The 13555-nt window shown below is 65.6% G+C and carries 14 protein-coding genes; 5 read left to right on the top strand and 9 right to left on the bottom strand.

Annotated elements, in window-relative coordinates; genetic code table 11:
- Positions 1-132 precede the first annotated feature (132 nt).
- From BV210_RS00520 to BV210_RS00510, 3 genes are all read left to right on the top strand, one after another.
- Positions 133-2520 (top strand): DNA topoisomerase VI subunit B, encoded by a 2388-nt coding sequence (locus BV210_RS00520; RefSeq protein ID WP_077204751.1) that lies wholly within the window; start codon positions 133-135, stop codon positions 2518-2520.
- Positions 2521-2522: 2 nt separating this feature from the next.
- Positions 2523-3632: a DNA topoisomerase IV subunit A gene (locus BV210_RS00515; protein WP_077204750.1), complete on the top strand. Its 1110-nt coding sequence runs from the start codon at positions 2523-2525 to the stop codon at positions 3630-3632.
- Between the two features lie 83 nt (positions 3633-3715).
- The gene (locus BV210_RS00510) at positions 3716-4315 is read left to right on the top strand and encodes a hypothetical protein (protein ID WP_077204749.1); all 600 of its coding nucleotides are present in this window, start codon (positions 3716-3718) and stop codon (positions 4313-4315) included.
- 49 nt (positions 4316-4364) lie between these two features.
- Here the strand turns inward: BV210_RS00510 and BV210_RS00505 are convergent, their stop codons facing one another.
- From BV210_RS00505 to BV210_RS20130, 4 genes are all read right to left on the bottom strand, one after another.
- Positions 4365-5021, bottom strand: a complete 657-nt coding sequence (locus BV210_RS00505; protein ID WP_077204748.1) for a hypothetical protein — start codon at positions 5019-5021, stop codon at positions 4365-4367.
- A gap of 29 nt (positions 5022-5050) precedes the next feature.
- The gene (locus tag BV210_RS00500; protein ID WP_077204747.1) at positions 5051-5764 is read right to left on the bottom strand and encodes an MBL fold metallo-hydrolase; all 714 of its coding nucleotides are present in this window, start codon (positions 5762-5764) and stop codon (positions 5051-5053) included.
- A 38-nt stretch (positions 5765-5802) separates the two neighbouring features.
- A complete protein-coding gene (gene ligA / locus BV210_RS00495; RefSeq protein ID WP_077204746.1) occupies positions 5803-7458 on the bottom strand; it encodes an ATP-dependent DNA ligase LigA in 1656 nt (551 codons plus the stop codon).
- A 108-nt stretch (positions 7459-7566) separates the two neighbouring features.
- Complete coding sequence (locus BV210_RS20130; RefSeq protein ID WP_172824865.1) at positions 7567-7743, bottom strand: hypothetical protein; 177 nt, start codon at positions 7741-7743, stop codon at positions 7567-7569.
- A gap of 284 nt (positions 7744-8027) precedes the next feature.
- On the opposite strand from BV210_RS20130, the gene BV210_RS00490 reads away from it, so the two are divergent.
- Together BV210_RS00490 and BV210_RS00485 are read left to right on the top strand one after the other, a co-directional pair.
- On the top strand, positions 8028-8402 hold the full coding sequence (locus BV210_RS00490; RefSeq protein ID WP_077204745.1) for a DUF555 domain-containing protein: 375 nt from the start codon (positions 8028-8030) through the stop codon (positions 8400-8402).
- A gap of 41 nt (positions 8403-8443) precedes the next feature.
- Positions 8444-8986: a CBS domain-containing protein gene (locus tag BV210_RS00485; RefSeq protein WP_077204744.1), complete on the top strand. Its 543-nt coding sequence runs from the start codon at positions 8444-8446 to the stop codon at positions 8984-8986.
- Positions 8987-9025: 39 nt separating this feature from the next.
- Here the strand turns inward: BV210_RS00485 and BV210_RS00480 are convergent, their stop codons facing one another.
- The 5 genes from BV210_RS00480 to BV210_RS00460 form a co-directional block, all read right to left on the bottom strand.
- Entirely contained in the window at positions 9026-9286 is a 261-nt protein-coding gene (locus BV210_RS00480; protein ID WP_077204743.1) for a hypothetical protein, read from the bottom strand.
- A gap of 123 nt (positions 9287-9409) precedes the next feature.
- A complete protein-coding gene (gene purM / locus BV210_RS00475; protein WP_077204742.1) occupies positions 9410-10387 on the bottom strand; it encodes a phosphoribosylformylglycinamidine cyclo-ligase in 978 nt (325 codons plus the stop codon).
- Between the two features lie 49 nt (positions 10388-10436).
- A complete protein-coding gene (locus tag BV210_RS00470; RefSeq protein WP_077204741.1) occupies positions 10437-11300 on the bottom strand; it encodes a DUF3828 domain-containing protein in 864 nt (287 codons plus the stop codon).
- A gap of 60 nt (positions 11301-11360) precedes the next feature.
- A complete protein-coding gene (locus BV210_RS00465; protein WP_172824919.1) occupies positions 11361-11957 on the bottom strand; it encodes a metalloprotease in 597 nt (198 codons plus the stop codon).
- Positions 11958-11959: 2 nt separating this feature from the next.
- Complete coding sequence (locus BV210_RS00460) at positions 11960-13492, bottom strand: TraB/GumN family protein (RefSeq protein ID WP_077204739.1); 1533 nt, start codon at positions 13490-13492, stop codon at positions 11960-11962.
- Between the last annotated feature and the right edge of the window lie 63 nt (positions 13493-13555).

Genomic DNA, 13555 nt, shown 5'->3' with positions numbered 1-13555 from the left:
CCGCGACGCTTGCCCGACCCGCCACTCGGGAACCGCTGAATCGTATAGTGTGAGGGAGTCACAGGCACACCTCCACTTTCACCGAGCTGCCGTGCAACATTTAACCCCTCCGGGGGTAGAAGGTGCCAGAGAATGACCTCGTACCAGTCGACACTCGCCGAGGGGGAGGGGATCGCAGAGGAACTGGCGGAGGCCCAGCGATCCATCTCCATCGCCGAGTTCTTCGAGAAGAACCGCCAGATGCTCGGGTTCGACTCGGGTGCCCGGGCGCTGGTGACAGCCGTCAAGGAGGCAGTGGACAACGCCCTCGACGCCACCGAGGAATCGGGTATCCTCCCGGACATCTACGTCGAGATTCAGGAAAACGACGACTACTACCGGCTCATCGTCGAGGACAACGGCCCCGGGATCACCAAAGAGCAGATCCCCAAGATCTTCGGGAAGCTGCTCTATGGCTCCCGGTTTCACGCCCGCGAGCAGTCCCGCGGGCAGCAGGGGATCGGGATCTCCGCAGCCGTCCTCTACTCACAGCTCACGAGCGGCAAACCGGCCAAGATCACCAGCCGGGCGAAAGGCAGCGCCGACGCCAAGTACTTCGAGCTGACCATCGACACCGACACCAACGAGCCCGAAATCGAGGCCGAGGACACGACCTCGTGGGACCGCCCGCACGGCACCCGGATCGAACTGGAGATGGAGGCGAACATGCGCGCCCGAAACCAGCTCCACGACTACATCAAACACACCGCGGTCGTCAACCCCCACGCCCGACTGGAACTCCGGGAGCCACAGGAACACTTCAAGTTCGAACGCGCGACCGACCAGCTCCCCGACGAGACCGAGGAGATCCGTCCACACCCACACGGCGTCGAACTCGGGACCCTGCAGAAGATGCTCGACGCCACCGATTCGTACTCCGTGTCGGGCTTCCTGCAGGAGGAGTTCACCCGCGTCGGCGGGAAGACCGCCGACAAGGTGATCGACAACTTCCGGGACCGGCACTTCGGCCGCGAGATGACCTGGAGTCCACCGAGGGATCACGAAGACGCGGACGTGGCCGCGGCGGTGACCGAGGCCGTCGCGAACAAGGGCAAGGAGGCGACCGCGGAGTTCGCCGAATCGGTCGCAGACGCGCTCGAAGAGCGCGAGCGCGTGGCACATCACCGGCTGATCGAGGTCGTCGACAGCTTCGCCGACAACGCCGAAGACGAGTACGGCGTCACCTTCGGCGACACGGTCCGGGAAAAGGCCGTCGCGGCCGCCTGGGACGCCGTCACCGACGAGCGCACGCCGGACATCTACGCGCTGGTGAACCGGGCGACGACGGACCGGAAGGACGACGCGCACGTCCAGGGTCTCGCGGAACGGATCGCAGCGAAGTTCGACGACGAGGAGAACCCCCGCGACAGGCTGACGCGCGAGCAGGTCGCTGACTACGTGGATCGGTCGGCAGACGCCACCGAGGAGTACGACGAGGCCACCTTCGGTGAGACCGCCCGCGAGAAGATCGTCGACGCGATCTGGAACCGCATGCTGACCGTCCCGGACGAACCGCCGAAGGTCGCGGCAATCGACGACGACCGGGACATCGCGAGCGAACTCCACGAGGCGATGCGCGAGACGGACATCATCGCGCCGCCGACGGACTGTCTCGCGCCGATCACGGACGAACTCGTGCTGGAGGGGCTCAAAAAGGAGTTCGACGCGGACTTCTTCGCGGCGTCGACGCGTGACGCCTCCGTTCACGGGGGCGACCCGTTCATCGTCGAGGCGGGCATCGCCTACGGGGGCGAACTCGACGAAGGGTCCAGCGCACAGGTGATGCGCTTCGCCAACCGCGTGCCGCTGGTCTACCAGCGCGGTGCCTGTTCGATCACGGACGTGGTCAAGAAGATCAACTGGCGCAACTACAAACTCGACCAGCCCGGCGGGAGCGGCATCCCGAACGGTCCGGCGGTGATCATGGTCCACGTCGCCTCGACGAACGTGCCCTTCACCAGCGAGTCCAAGGACGCGGTGGCGAACGTCCCGGAGATGGAAGACGAGGTCGAGCGAGCGATCCGCGAGGCGGCCCGCGACCTGAAGTCCTACCTCAAGAAGCGCCGGTCCATGGAGAAGCGTCGGCGCAAGCAGGACAAACTGGCGACGATCCTCCCCGAGATGGCCGAGAAACTGGCCGAGGTCACCGGCGAGGGCGAGCTGAACATCGACGACTCGCTGGCCCGGATCATGAACAACGTCCTCGTCGACCGCGAGCACGAGGACGGGACCGTTCGACTGATCGTCGAGAACAACGACGATACCAACGCCAGCCTGGAGATAACCGACATCGTGAGCGAGGACCCCGGCGAGGTCGAGGACGCCGACGTCGTCGAGATGGACGGCGAGTACTTCGTCAAGTGGGCCCCCGAGGTCACGGCCGGGACGAAAGCGAGCATCGAGTACAGCGTCGACGGCGACGCGACCTTCGACGTGCAGGTCGAGGGCATCGAAGACGAGAAACTGACGATCAACGCCTGACAATGAGTACCGACACAGACACCGACGGCCCGAACGAGGCCGACGCACGCGAGCGCCTGATCGATCTGGCAGCGGAGTTCTACGACCAGTTCGCCGAGGGCGAGGTCCCGACCATGGCGATTCCCACCCGGACGAAGTCCAACATCGAGTACGACGAGGACAAGGACGTCTGGGTGTACGGCGACCGACAGAGCACCCGCAGCGCGAAGACCGTAAGCGGCGCACAGAAGCTGCTGAAGGCCACCTACGTCATCGACTTCCTGGCCCAGCAACTCGAACAGGACCGTTCGTCCACCCTGCGTGAACTCTACTACCTCAGCGAGTCCTTCGACCACGAGGAGGCCCAGTTCAACAGTCAGGACGAATCGAACCAGCTGATCGAAGATCTGGAGATCGTCTCGGACGTGCGCCGCGAGGAGTTCCACATGCGCCCCGAGGAGTCCGGCGCGACCGTGATGGGCCCGCTCCTGATCCGCGAGCAGACCCGCCGCGGCGAGCGCGAGATCCACTGCCAGGAGGACGTGGGCGAAGGGGGGTACCAGATTCCGAACAACCCCGACACGATCGAATTCCTGGAGAACGACGCGGACTTCGTCCTCTGTGTGGAGACCGGTGGTATGCGTGACCGACTCGTCGAGAACGGGTTCGACGAGGAGTACAACTGCATCGTCGTCCACCTGAAGGGCCAGCCGGCGCGGGCGACCCGGCGGCTGACCAAGCGCCTCCGCGACGAACTCGGTCTCCCGGTGACGGTCTTCACTGACGGTGACCCCTGGTCGTACCGCATCTACGGCTCGGTCGCGTACGGGTCGATCAAGTCCGCGCACCTCTCGGAGTACCTGGCGACCCCAGACGCGCAGTTCATCGGCATCCAGCCCGCGGACATCGTCGAGTACGACCTCCCGACCGACCCCCTCTCGGACTCGGACGTGAACGCCCTCGAATCGGAACTGGAGGACCCGCGTTTCCAGACCGACTACTGGCGCGAACAGATCGAACTGCAACTGGACATCGACAAGAAGGCAGAACAGCAGAGTCTGGCCTCGCGTGGTCTGGACTTCGTGACGGAGACGTACCTGCCCGAGCGACTCGACGAGATGACCGTCATCTGACGGATTCTTCTGATTTCCCGTTTCGTTCCGGGTCCTTGCCCGCCCACCACAACGTTAACCGCGCCGACGGCGTACGTTCGTGGATGGCAGACGACAAAACTGGCCGGGAAGACCAGGCCCAGAACGCCGACCGACGGCAGCGCGTCCGCGCGATAAAGGAGGAACTGGAGCGACGGGACGAACCGGAACCACCCGTCGATCCGTCGGAGCTCGCGTACTTCGAGACGGAACTCGACCGCGTCGAGTTCCCGGCGACGGCCGACGATGTGGTGGCGACGGTTGGCGACAGCGAGATCGAGGCCAGCGACGGGACTTACGCGGTCGAGGAACTGCTTCCAGCGACCGACGTGGAGACGTTCGAATCCTCGGCGGAAGTTCGTGAACGGGTCGAGCGGCCGAACGTGGCCGCGACGATGAAACGGATCGTCGAGGCGAGCGAGTCGCTGCCACGGGAAGAACTGAGCGGCTCCCAGTGGGACGCCTACCAGAAGACGCTGCGGGAACTCGCCGCAATCGACGCCGACGATGACGACGAGGGCGTCCGCGTCATCGAGGAGTGGATCCTCGACCGGATCGACGAGAAGGAGAAACTCCCCGGCTCCCGGGCCGTCCGGCGCGAAGCAGCGAAGTTCTGCCGGGCCGAGGGGTACGAGATCCGGAACGACGAGTGGCTCGGGGTGTAACACCGGCCGTCCGGCGAGACTGGCCGAACCAGCGGGGCCGAGGGGTGCCTCAGGGCAGGTCCCAGCCGAGCACGGTAAGCCCGACACCACTGGTACGGACCTCGTAGCCCTGAGTTCGGAGGACGGCCTCGCGGTAGCGTCGCGCCACCAGCAGCTGTGGGAGTCGCCGGAGTCCGAACCGTCGTTCGGACCCGTAGTCGACATCGACAACCGTCTCACCCCGGTTGTCCCGGATCCTTACGAGGTAGCGACCCCACGGTCGCTCGTTTTCCAGGATGGTCAGTTCGAGCGTGCCATCCGACCGGCGCTGGGATTCGAGCGACATCGTGACCGATCTGCGGCCGGCGAGATACGAGAACTCCAAGGCCGTACCGTCGTCGGTTTCTCGAACGCGGTCGGCGCGGCCCCACTGGAAGGCGAGGACGGGCGGTCGAGGGCCCTCGAAGTCGGCCAGGACCGCGTCGGGGGCGTGGTCGGTCGACAGTTCGAGGCGGCCGTCGGTCCCGAACGCGGGGACCCGAACGGCGGTGACGACGAGAAACGCCGCAGCCAGTCCCGGGAGGAGCGGGAGTGATAGGATCGCGGCGGCGACCAATACGCCTGTGAGTACCGCGACCAGACCCGAAACCATCCGCTCGATGCGACCGTACCGTTCGACGATCCGCCGTGTCGCTGGTGGGACTCCACCGGTATCGCTGGAGGGCATCGACGATGGGGGTTCAAGTGCCGGTGACCTTACCGTTTCCCCACATCTGCGTCCAGCGAAACCGGCACGCCACGAGTGTCCAGGTCGTCCGCGAACGCCTCGGCGTCGGCCTCGATTTCGGGGAAGGTGTCGTAGTGGATGGGGACGACTAGTCCGGGGTCCATCGCCTCGGCGAGGTCGGCGGCCGCCTCCCGGTCCATCGTGAAGGTACCGCCGATGGGCGCGAGCAAGAGGTCCACGTCGAGTTCGGCGTGGCCCTCCAGTACGTCGGTGTCGCCGGTCCAGAAGACGGTGGTGCCGTCGAAATCTAGCAGGAAGCCACAACCGGTCCCCTCGGGGTGGATCGGCGTGCCGTCCGGTCGAGTGTGGGGGCCGTCGGGGTGGTTGTACGCCGCGGTCGTCCGGACGATCACGTCGTCGATCAGGTCGTCGAGTTCGTCGTCGACCCGGCGGGTGTCGTAGGGCAGGTCCCGGACCGGCGTCACGTCGCGGTCGGTCTCGCTGTGGTGGACCGCCTCGTGGACGAGGACGGTCGCGTCATCGCGGGCCACGCGCCCGATTCCGTCGGTGTCGTAGTGGTGGATGTGACTGACGCAGACGAGGTCCCCGTCGGTCTCTGCGTAGTCGTCCAGCACGCCGTACCGGCCGGGGTCGAGGTAGACGACGGTTCCGTGGGGGCCTTCGATCCGGACGGTCGCGTAGCCCAGCCAGTCGAGGCGACAGTCTTCGAAGTGGACGGTCATGGATGCCCGTTGCGCGCGACACCGAAAACCCGTGTCGGTTACTCGCCGTCGGCCAGCCGTTCGACCCGCTTCAGTGTGTCCGCGTTCTCCGGGTTCTTGTCTTCGCGGACGCCGAGATAGCGGGGGAACCGGAGCGCATATCCCGACGAATAGGTCGGCGAGGTCTGGATCTCCTCGTAGCCCACCTCGAAGACCACCGAGGGATCGATCTCGACGGTCTTGCCGTCCTCGGCGCGAACCTTCGGTTCCAGCAGGTCGGTCAACTCGGCCAGTTCCTCGTCGGTGATGCCCGTCGCCACCTTGCCGATGGTCTCGAACTCGTCGGGGCCGGCCCGAACGGAGAGTTCGAAGGTCCCCAGAAATTCCGCCCGGCGGCCCTCGCCCCACTCGGCTCCGGTCACCACGAGGTCGAGGGTCTCCACGTCGGGTTTGCGCTTGAGCCACTCCTTTCCTCGCCGGCCCGGCGAGTACGGCGAGTCGGGATCTTTCAGCATGATCCCCTCGTGGCCCGCGTCGAGGGCATCGGCCTCGATGTCGGCGATCTCGTCGGGATCGTCGGTAACGGCGAGCGTCGAGACGCGCGAATCGAGGAGGGTATCGAGGCGGGCGTGTCGGTCGGCGAGTGGGGCGTCCAGCAGGTCCTCGCCGTCGGCGTGGAGGCAGTCGAACGCCCACAGTTCGACCTCTACCTCCTCCTGGGCCTTCGCCACGTCGTGTTTCCGGCGGAACCGTCGCAGGATCTCCTGAAACGGGAGCGGGTCGCCGTCGTCGTCCACGGCGACGACCTCGCCGTCCAGAATCGCCGGGGCGGTGAGCGAGTCCTCGACGAAATCGACGACCTCCGGCAGCGGGTCGGTCACGTCCTCCATGTTCCGGGAGAAAAGCGACACCGAGTCCCCGTCGTAGTGGACCTGAACGCGCGCCCCGTCGTACTTGGTCTCGACGGCGACGGACCCCCAGGACTCGACGGCGTCGGTGACGGTACCGGCCTGCGCGAGCATGGCCTGTACCGGCCGACCGATTTCCAGATGCAGATCGTCGAGGCCCGATGGCCCGTCCTCGCGTGCGACAGTGGCGACCAGTCCGTAATCGTTGGTCACCTGCAGCGCGCGCTCGACCGCCTCGACGGGGACGTCGAAGGCCTCCGTGGTAGCATCCCTGACCGTCCCCTCGCCGACGCCGATACGCATCTCCGAGAGGACGATTCGAGCGAGATAGCGCGCCTCGTCGGGATCACAGCGGTTGAACAGTCCGAACAGACGGTCGAGCTTGCGGTCCTGGCTGCCCGACCCGGTCGCCGCCGCGAGGTCCTGCAACTCCGATTCGACCTCGCCGACGGTCAGACCGGCCGAGTCGTCGGTGCCGCCGAACGCACTCAGTCCCTGCTGGCCGCCGAAGTCGTACTCCGCTGCCACGTCGCCCACGTCGCCGACGGCCGCGACCCGGGACTCCACGTCGTCCGCGGAGACGTTGTGGCCCGCCGCGCGGGCGATGGCCTCGTAGCAGAGGTTCGGACCGATGTCGAGCGTCGTCGACTCGTGGGCCGGGAACACCCGGCCCTGAACGAACCGGGCGACGGTGTCGAGGTCGTCGTCGGCGACGGAAAAGAGGTCTCGGACGAGCGAGACGATTTCCAGATCGGCCGAGGTCGCCTCGATCTCGTCGGCGCGCTCGGCGAAGGCGGCGAACTCCATCGACACTGAGTACCCGCGAATCGGTGTTAAAACGTGTGGAGTCGGTCGCCCTCCGGACAGCAGAATCGAATACCGACCGTGGGCGAGCGGAACGGTGGGAAACGCGATCTACTCTTCGGAGCTGGTCCGTTCGTAAGCCGCACCGAGGCGGTCGACCATCCGGTGGATGGGCAGTGTGAAGCCGAACCGACTGGTGACGAACGCCACGGGCATGAGTGCGATACCGAGTGCCAGGCTCATCTGGTACAGCGCGAACAGCAGACCACTGTGCAAGCGGGTTTCCATTATCCTCGACTGTGCCTGGGCCGATCGGAGTATATAAAATTTCCTGAAATATATGTTTCATAATGGTCTTTATCGAGGGTTGATCGGGCTGCAGTCGTGCGGTTCGAGTTCGGTTGGGGAAACGACAACCGGGAGTGGGTTGGAATCGCCGTTGTCGGTAACGGGGAGATAATCGACGCGAGTCGGAGCCATAAGTTATGACCATTATCGGGGTGACGTGCGCGACTGGCGTGTCACGCGAGCGAATCATAAGACACGTGGGGGTGGGGACCTGACGGGTGGGTATGAACTACCTCGTAGTGATGGAAGCCGCCTGGTTGGTCCGGGACGTAGAGGACATCGACGACGCCATCGGTGTCGCAGTCAGCGAAGCAGGCAAACGCCTCAACGATCAGGACATGGACTACGTCGAGGTCGACGTGGGAGCGACGGGCTGTCCTGCCTGTGGCGAACCGTTCGACTCCGCCTTCATCGCGGCTGACACCGCCCTCGTCGGCCTGGTGCTGGAGATGAAGGTGTTCAACGCCGAGAACACCGAACACGCCCAGCGCATCGGGAAGAGCGAAGTCGGCGGTGCCCTGCGCGACGTGCCGCTCTCGGTCGTCGAGACCATCGAGTTCGAGGAAGACGAGGAAGCCGACGCCTCCGCCGGCGCCTGACGACGGGAACTTTTTTGTATTACCTCTGGTAATCGGCCAGTATGGAGCTACCGACCCCCGAGGATCTCCGGGAGCGCCGGAACGATCTGGGGCTGACACAGAGCGAACTGGCCGAGCGTGCGGACGTGTCCCAGCCGCTGATCGCCCGGATCGAGGGTGGGGACGTGGACCCGCGGCTCTCGACGCTGCGCCGGATCGTCAATGCACTGGAGGAGGCCGAGGGCGGCATCCTCCGTGCGGGTGACCTGATGCACAGCCCGGTCTACGGCGTCGAACCCGACGACAGCGTCATGACCGCCATCGAAGTGATGAACCAGGAAGGGTACTCCCAGCTTCCGGTCGTCCGGGACGACTACCCAGTCGGCATCGTCGCTCACAGCGACATCCGCAACTCCGACGAGGACGACCCCGGTGAACTCCCCGTGGCCGACGTGATGCGGGAGTCGATCACCACCGTGACCAGAGATGCCACGGTCGACGAGGTCGAGACCCACCTCGACCACCACGAGGCCGTCATCGTGATCGAAAACGCCGAGATGGTCGGCATCATCACCGACGCCGACGTGGCCGCCCACATCAGCTGAGGCAGCTCTACAATCGGACTGCTGCCCGCCGCTAACCGGTCAATCGTCCCAGGAGAGCGAGTCGGTCACCGCCTGCCGCCTGTACATCGCCACGTGATACCGGGTCAGAATCACCGACAGCGCCACGGCGAGCACGGCCAGGAGGGCGACGTACGGGACCATCCCGTCGTTGAACAGGCCGTTGATAATCTGCAACAGTGCGAACGCCGGTAAGCCGACCGTAAAGAGGCAGGTTCGGATCGGAAACTCGCGTGCCATCGAGAGGAACGCGGCCGTGTCGTCGGAGAAGTCGTCAGTCATAGTCGATCGGTCTCTGTCGAGCAAGGGGGGAGGGTTCTCATAGGCCCTTCGGATCCACCTACGCCGAACTTACTTTCCGTTCACCTCTGCTTTCTCACGAAACTTCCGTCAATTTAGATACCGTTAGAGCTCCAGCCCGCGAATCGCGACCGCTTCCTCACCGTCCTGCACTTCCCCGATAATGCGGCCGTCCGTCTCCGCTGTCACCGCTTCGGCGTCCGCAGGATCCAGCGCCGCCACGAACCCGGTACCCATGTTGAATGTCCGGTGCATCTCCTCGTCGGTGACGTTCCCTTCCTGCTGGACGAACTCGAAGACCGGCTGGGCCTCGAACGGGTCCGTAATCTCGTAGCGGAACTCGCCCATCCGGGTGAGGTTCCCCCATCCACCGCCGGTGACGTGTGCCGCGGCGTGGGTATCGTGCTCCCGGAGCGGATCGAGCAGGTCGGTGTAGAGCCGGGTCGGTTCCAGCAGTTCCTCGGCGATGGAGCGATCCGGATTCGGCGGGAACGGATCGGTGTACTCGTGATTTTTCGTGACTGCCTTGCGAGCGAGGGTCAGGCCGTTCGAGTGGATGCCGCTGGAGGGAAAGCCCACGAGGGCGTCGCCGGCCTCGGCCTCGCCCGGGAACAGCGCACCCTTCTCGGCCAGTCCGGCGCAGGTCCCGGCGATGTCCAGCCCCTTCACGACTTCGGGCATCACCGCCGTCTCTCCGCCGACGAGTTCGACGCTCGCGCGGTCGGCACCCTCCGCCAGTCCCTCGCCGATCTGTTCGCTGGTCTCGTCGTCGGGTTCGGCGACGGCGAGGTAGTCGACGAAGGCGACGGGGCGCACCCCCGCCGCCACGAGATCGTTGACGTTCATCGCGATGCAGTCGATGCCGATGGTCGAGTAGTCGTCGATGGCCTCGGCCACGAGGAGTTTCGTCCCGACGCCGTCGGCGGCCAGCGCCAGGTAGCGGTCGCCGATGTCGAGCAGGCCGGCGAAGTCACCCTCGAACCCCTCGGTCGCGCCGATCAGGGCAGCCGTCGCTGCCTCGCTCTGATCGATGTCCACCCCGGCCTCGGCGTAGGTCATCCCGTCGTCAGCGTCCTCGGTCATACTCGTGAGGGCGCGCGGCGTTCGCAAAAGCCCGTCGGTCCCGCGCCCCTCAGCTCGCCCGCCCCGACGCGTAGATCTTCCAGCGCCCGTCTTCCGCCCGGAGTTCGATCCGGACCCGGTTCGACTGTTCCTCCTCGGTGCCTGCCTGCGAGAAGATCACCGTGGCTTCGACCGTCGCGGAGTCGGCTCCCGCCTCGACCACGCTCACGTTCTCGGCGGCCAGTGACGCGTCGACCATCGCCTCGGCCGTCTCCCGGGTCACCTCGATGTTCCGTGCCTCGCTGTGGATCAGATCGTTCGCAGCGGTCCGGTTCCCGTCGTCGAGCGCGGCGTAGAACTCCCGGACCACGAGCGCCGGGTCGCCCGTCGGTGCGGGGCCGGAGTCGGGCGTCGGCTCCTGGTCCGGCGTCGGTTCCACCACTTCCTCTTCCCCGGTAACCGGCGTCTCGGTCGAGGTGTCGGCCGGTCGCACCGAGTAGAGCTTCCACTCGCCGTTTTCGATCCGGAGTTCGATGTCGACCGTGGTGTCGACTTCGCGGTTCGGATCCGTCGCCGACGCGCGGACGTTCGTCCGCACCACGGCACTGTCCTCGTTCTCGTCGATCAGTTCCGTCGACGCGGTCGAGACGGACCCCGCGTCGAGATGCCCGTACTGCTCTTCCGTCACCCGTGGTTGCGTGCTCTCGTTGTGTAACAGTCTGTTAGCCACGTCGAAACGGCCCGCGTCGAGTGCGGCGTAGAACGTCTCGACTGCGTGCACTTGCTCCGGTTCCTCCGCTATCTCGTCGTCGTCATCGTCCGTCTGGTCGGACCCGCCACTGGTTTCGGTTCGGTCGAGAACGTCCTGACACCCGCTCAGTGCCGCGACACCGACGAGACCGGCGAGGTAGCCACGCCGTGATGCCCTGTCCATACTGGCGGTTCAGATACCGGTCGTATAAATCCCGGATCAGTTCCGTACGCCGAGTCGCGATCAGAACAGCCCGAGTCCGAACAGCGCCCAGAGCGCGAGCGCGGCCGAGGGGACGAAGACGGCCACGAACACCGGCAGGCTCCAGTCCTTCACGGTGTTCCCGTCCAGCGGGCCGAACGGCACCATGTTGAACGCGGCGAGAAAGAGGTTGATCGTCAGCCCGAGGTTCCCGATGGAAGCGGCGAATCCCGACGCGAAGAAGGCGAGGGGTGCGAAGAGTGCCGCCAGAACGAGATTCGTTATCGGGCCGGCGAGCGCTATCAGGCCGTTCTCGCGGAGCGTCGACCGCCCCTGGTGGTAGACCGCGCCGGGTGCGGCGAAGAGGAAGCCGATCAGCGCGCCCATGATCGCGACGAACAGCATGCCGTAGTCCGCCCGGAACTCCGCGATCTGTCCGAACCGGATCGCGACGACCTTGTGCGCCAGTTCGTGCAGGAGGAAGGCCACGCCCACCGTGACGAAACTCAGCGCGAGCTGTTCGACGATGACGGGGATGGGGAACGCGTAGAACGGGCGCAGGAGGATGATCATGAACGCGACGCTCAGCGCGATCCACGCGACCCCGAGATCCAGCAGCTCGCGGGTGGAAAACCGGATGTTCACGCGACCAGCCCCCACAGCAGGCGAGCGCTGTTCTCGGCACCCTGGGCCATCAGCCGGACGACCTCGCCGGTCGATCCGATCTCGGCGAAGAAGTACGGCAGCAAGACCACGCCGAACAGCGCGCTGGCGATCATGCTCCCGACGTTGGTCATCGCGACGATCAGGATCAGTCTGAAGAGGGGGACCCCGTGCATCCGGGCGAACAGGTCCCTGACCGGTGCCTGCTCGTCGTCAAGGATCTGGTTGAGCGTGTTGATGTCGCCGACGTTGACCGAGGTGTACCGGAGTTCGACGTAGCCGGCGAACCAGCCCGGGGCAAGCAGCGGGTTGAGGCTTGTCAGCCAGGCGACCGCCCCGCCGACCGTGGCGCTCTGCCAGTGTGCGCCGGCGAGTTTCGCCAGCAGGAACGCGATGATCCCGTTGACGAGGAACCACGAGCCGAAGATCTGGATCAACAGGCCGGTCGAGATGCCCTCGACGCCGGTCGCGACCGCCAGCACCAGCAGGGCGAAGATGGCCAGAAAGCCGAGCGTGAACAGGTAGCCAAAGAGCTTGAACAGCGAGAACCGACCGCCCGACTCGGTACCGACCAGCGATTCCATCGGCGGGAGGGTCTCGGGATGATCGAGGTACTCCTCGATCCCCGCGCGGTGACCCGCGCCGACGACAGCGACCACCGAGTAGCCGGCCTCCCGCAACTGGACGAGATTGTGGGCGATGTAGGCGTCCCGTTCGTCGATCAGTGCCTCGGCTCCGCCGGGCGAGAAGCGGCGGAACTCCTCCATCATCGCCGACACCACGTCCGTGTCCGTCATCTCGGACATGTCGAGTTCCTCGATGTCTTCTTCCTCGCCCGACCCTGTGAGCAAGAGTGCCAGCGGCATCCCGACGGCGAGGCCGATGGTCACTGCGAGCGCCAGTCCGTCGAGAATACCGACGAGTAGGATCGGGACGAACCCGACGCCACCCAGTAGTAATGGCCCGACGAGCAACTCTAGCGGGATCGCGAGGAAGACGCCCAGCGTGAACCCGACGGTCATGCCGGCGACGATCGGATCGGCGACGCCAGCCAGCAATCCGCCCAGTAACTTGAGTTTCTCCAGTCCGGTGAGGCGGGCCCAGAATCGCTGGATGGTCATCTGGATGTCGCGGTCGACCAGCGCGATCCCAAGCCCGTGGTCCTCCGCGGTCTCCACCGCTGCCATCATGTCCGCGCCGGGATCCACGTCGAACTGGTCGCCCAGTCGGGCCTGCACGTAGGAGAGCATCCAGTAGGCCAGAAACTGGAAGACCGTGTTCCCCCCGAGCAGGTCGCTCGGATCCAGATCGTCGGGCGTCTCGCCTTTGAGCTGGCGATATCGTCCATCGTCGAGTTCGACGGCGACCACGTCCGGCTGTCGCTCGGCGATGGTCTCTTCGACCTCGCGGACGCTGTCCTCGGAGACGTGGGCGGTCCCAACCACCGTCACGTTCCCCTCCCCTGACGGGGCCGACGGATCCGACGGCGTCGGTGCCGACCGTTCGCTCATTGGCCCGTGATAGAGGACCCCCCGTCTTACGATTGTCGGGACGACACCGCCACGGGCGACGGC

The sequence above is a fragment of the Halorientalis sp. IM1011 genome, from assembly GCF_001989615.1.
Lineage (GTDB): Archaea > Halobacteriota > Halobacteria > Halobacteriales > Haloarculaceae > Halorientalis.
This window is presented reverse-complemented; position numbering and strand designations above follow the sequence as displayed.

Excerpts from the sequence above, each read along its gene's own strand:
- BV210_RS00520 (WP_077204751.1), top strand. The coding sequence starts at position 133 with ATGACCTCGTACCAGTCGACACTCGCCGAGGGGGAGGGGATCGCAGAG.
- BV210_RS00515 (WP_077204750.1), top strand. The coding sequence starts at position 2,523 with ATGAGTACCGACACAGACACCGACGGCCCGAACGAGGCCGACGCACGC.
- BV210_RS00510 (WP_077204749.1), top strand. The coding sequence starts at position 3,716 with ATGGCAGACGACAAAACTGGCCGGGAAGACCAGGCCCAGAACGCCGAC.
- BV210_RS00505 (WP_077204748.1), bottom strand. The coding sequence starts at position 5,021 with ATGCCCTCCAGCGATACCGGTGGAGTCCCACCAGCGACACGGCGGATC.
- BV210_RS00500 (WP_077204747.1), bottom strand. The coding sequence starts at position 5,764 with ATGACCGTCCACTTCGAAGACTGTCGCCTCGACTGGCTGGGCTACGCG.
- ligA (WP_077204746.1), bottom strand. The coding sequence starts at position 7,458 with ATGGAGTTCGCCGCCTTCGCCGAGCGCGCCGACGAGATCGAGGCGACC.
- BV210_RS20130 (WP_172824865.1), bottom strand. The coding sequence starts at position 7,743 with ATGGAAACCCGCTTGCACAGTGGTCTGCTGTTCGCGCTGTACCAGATG.
- BV210_RS00490 (WP_077204745.1), top strand. The coding sequence starts at position 8,028 with ATGAACTACCTCGTAGTGATGGAAGCCGCCTGGTTGGTCCGGGACGTA.
- BV210_RS00485 (WP_077204744.1), top strand. The coding sequence starts at position 8,444 with ATGGAGCTACCGACCCCCGAGGATCTCCGGGAGCGCCGGAACGATCTG.
- BV210_RS00480 (WP_077204743.1), bottom strand. The coding sequence starts at position 9,286 with ATGACTGACGACTTCTCCGACGACACGGCCGCGTTCCTCTCGATGGCA.
- purM (WP_077204742.1), bottom strand. The coding sequence starts at position 10,387 with ATGACCGAGGACGCTGACGACGGGATGACCTACGCCGAGGCCGGGGTG.
- BV210_RS00470 (WP_077204741.1), bottom strand. The coding sequence starts at position 11,300 with ATGGACAGGGCATCACGGCGTGGCTACCTCGCCGGTCTCGTCGGTGTC.
- BV210_RS00460 (WP_077204739.1), bottom strand. The coding sequence starts at position 13,492 with ATGAGCGAACGGTCGGCACCGACGCCGTCGGATCCGTCGGCCCCGTCA.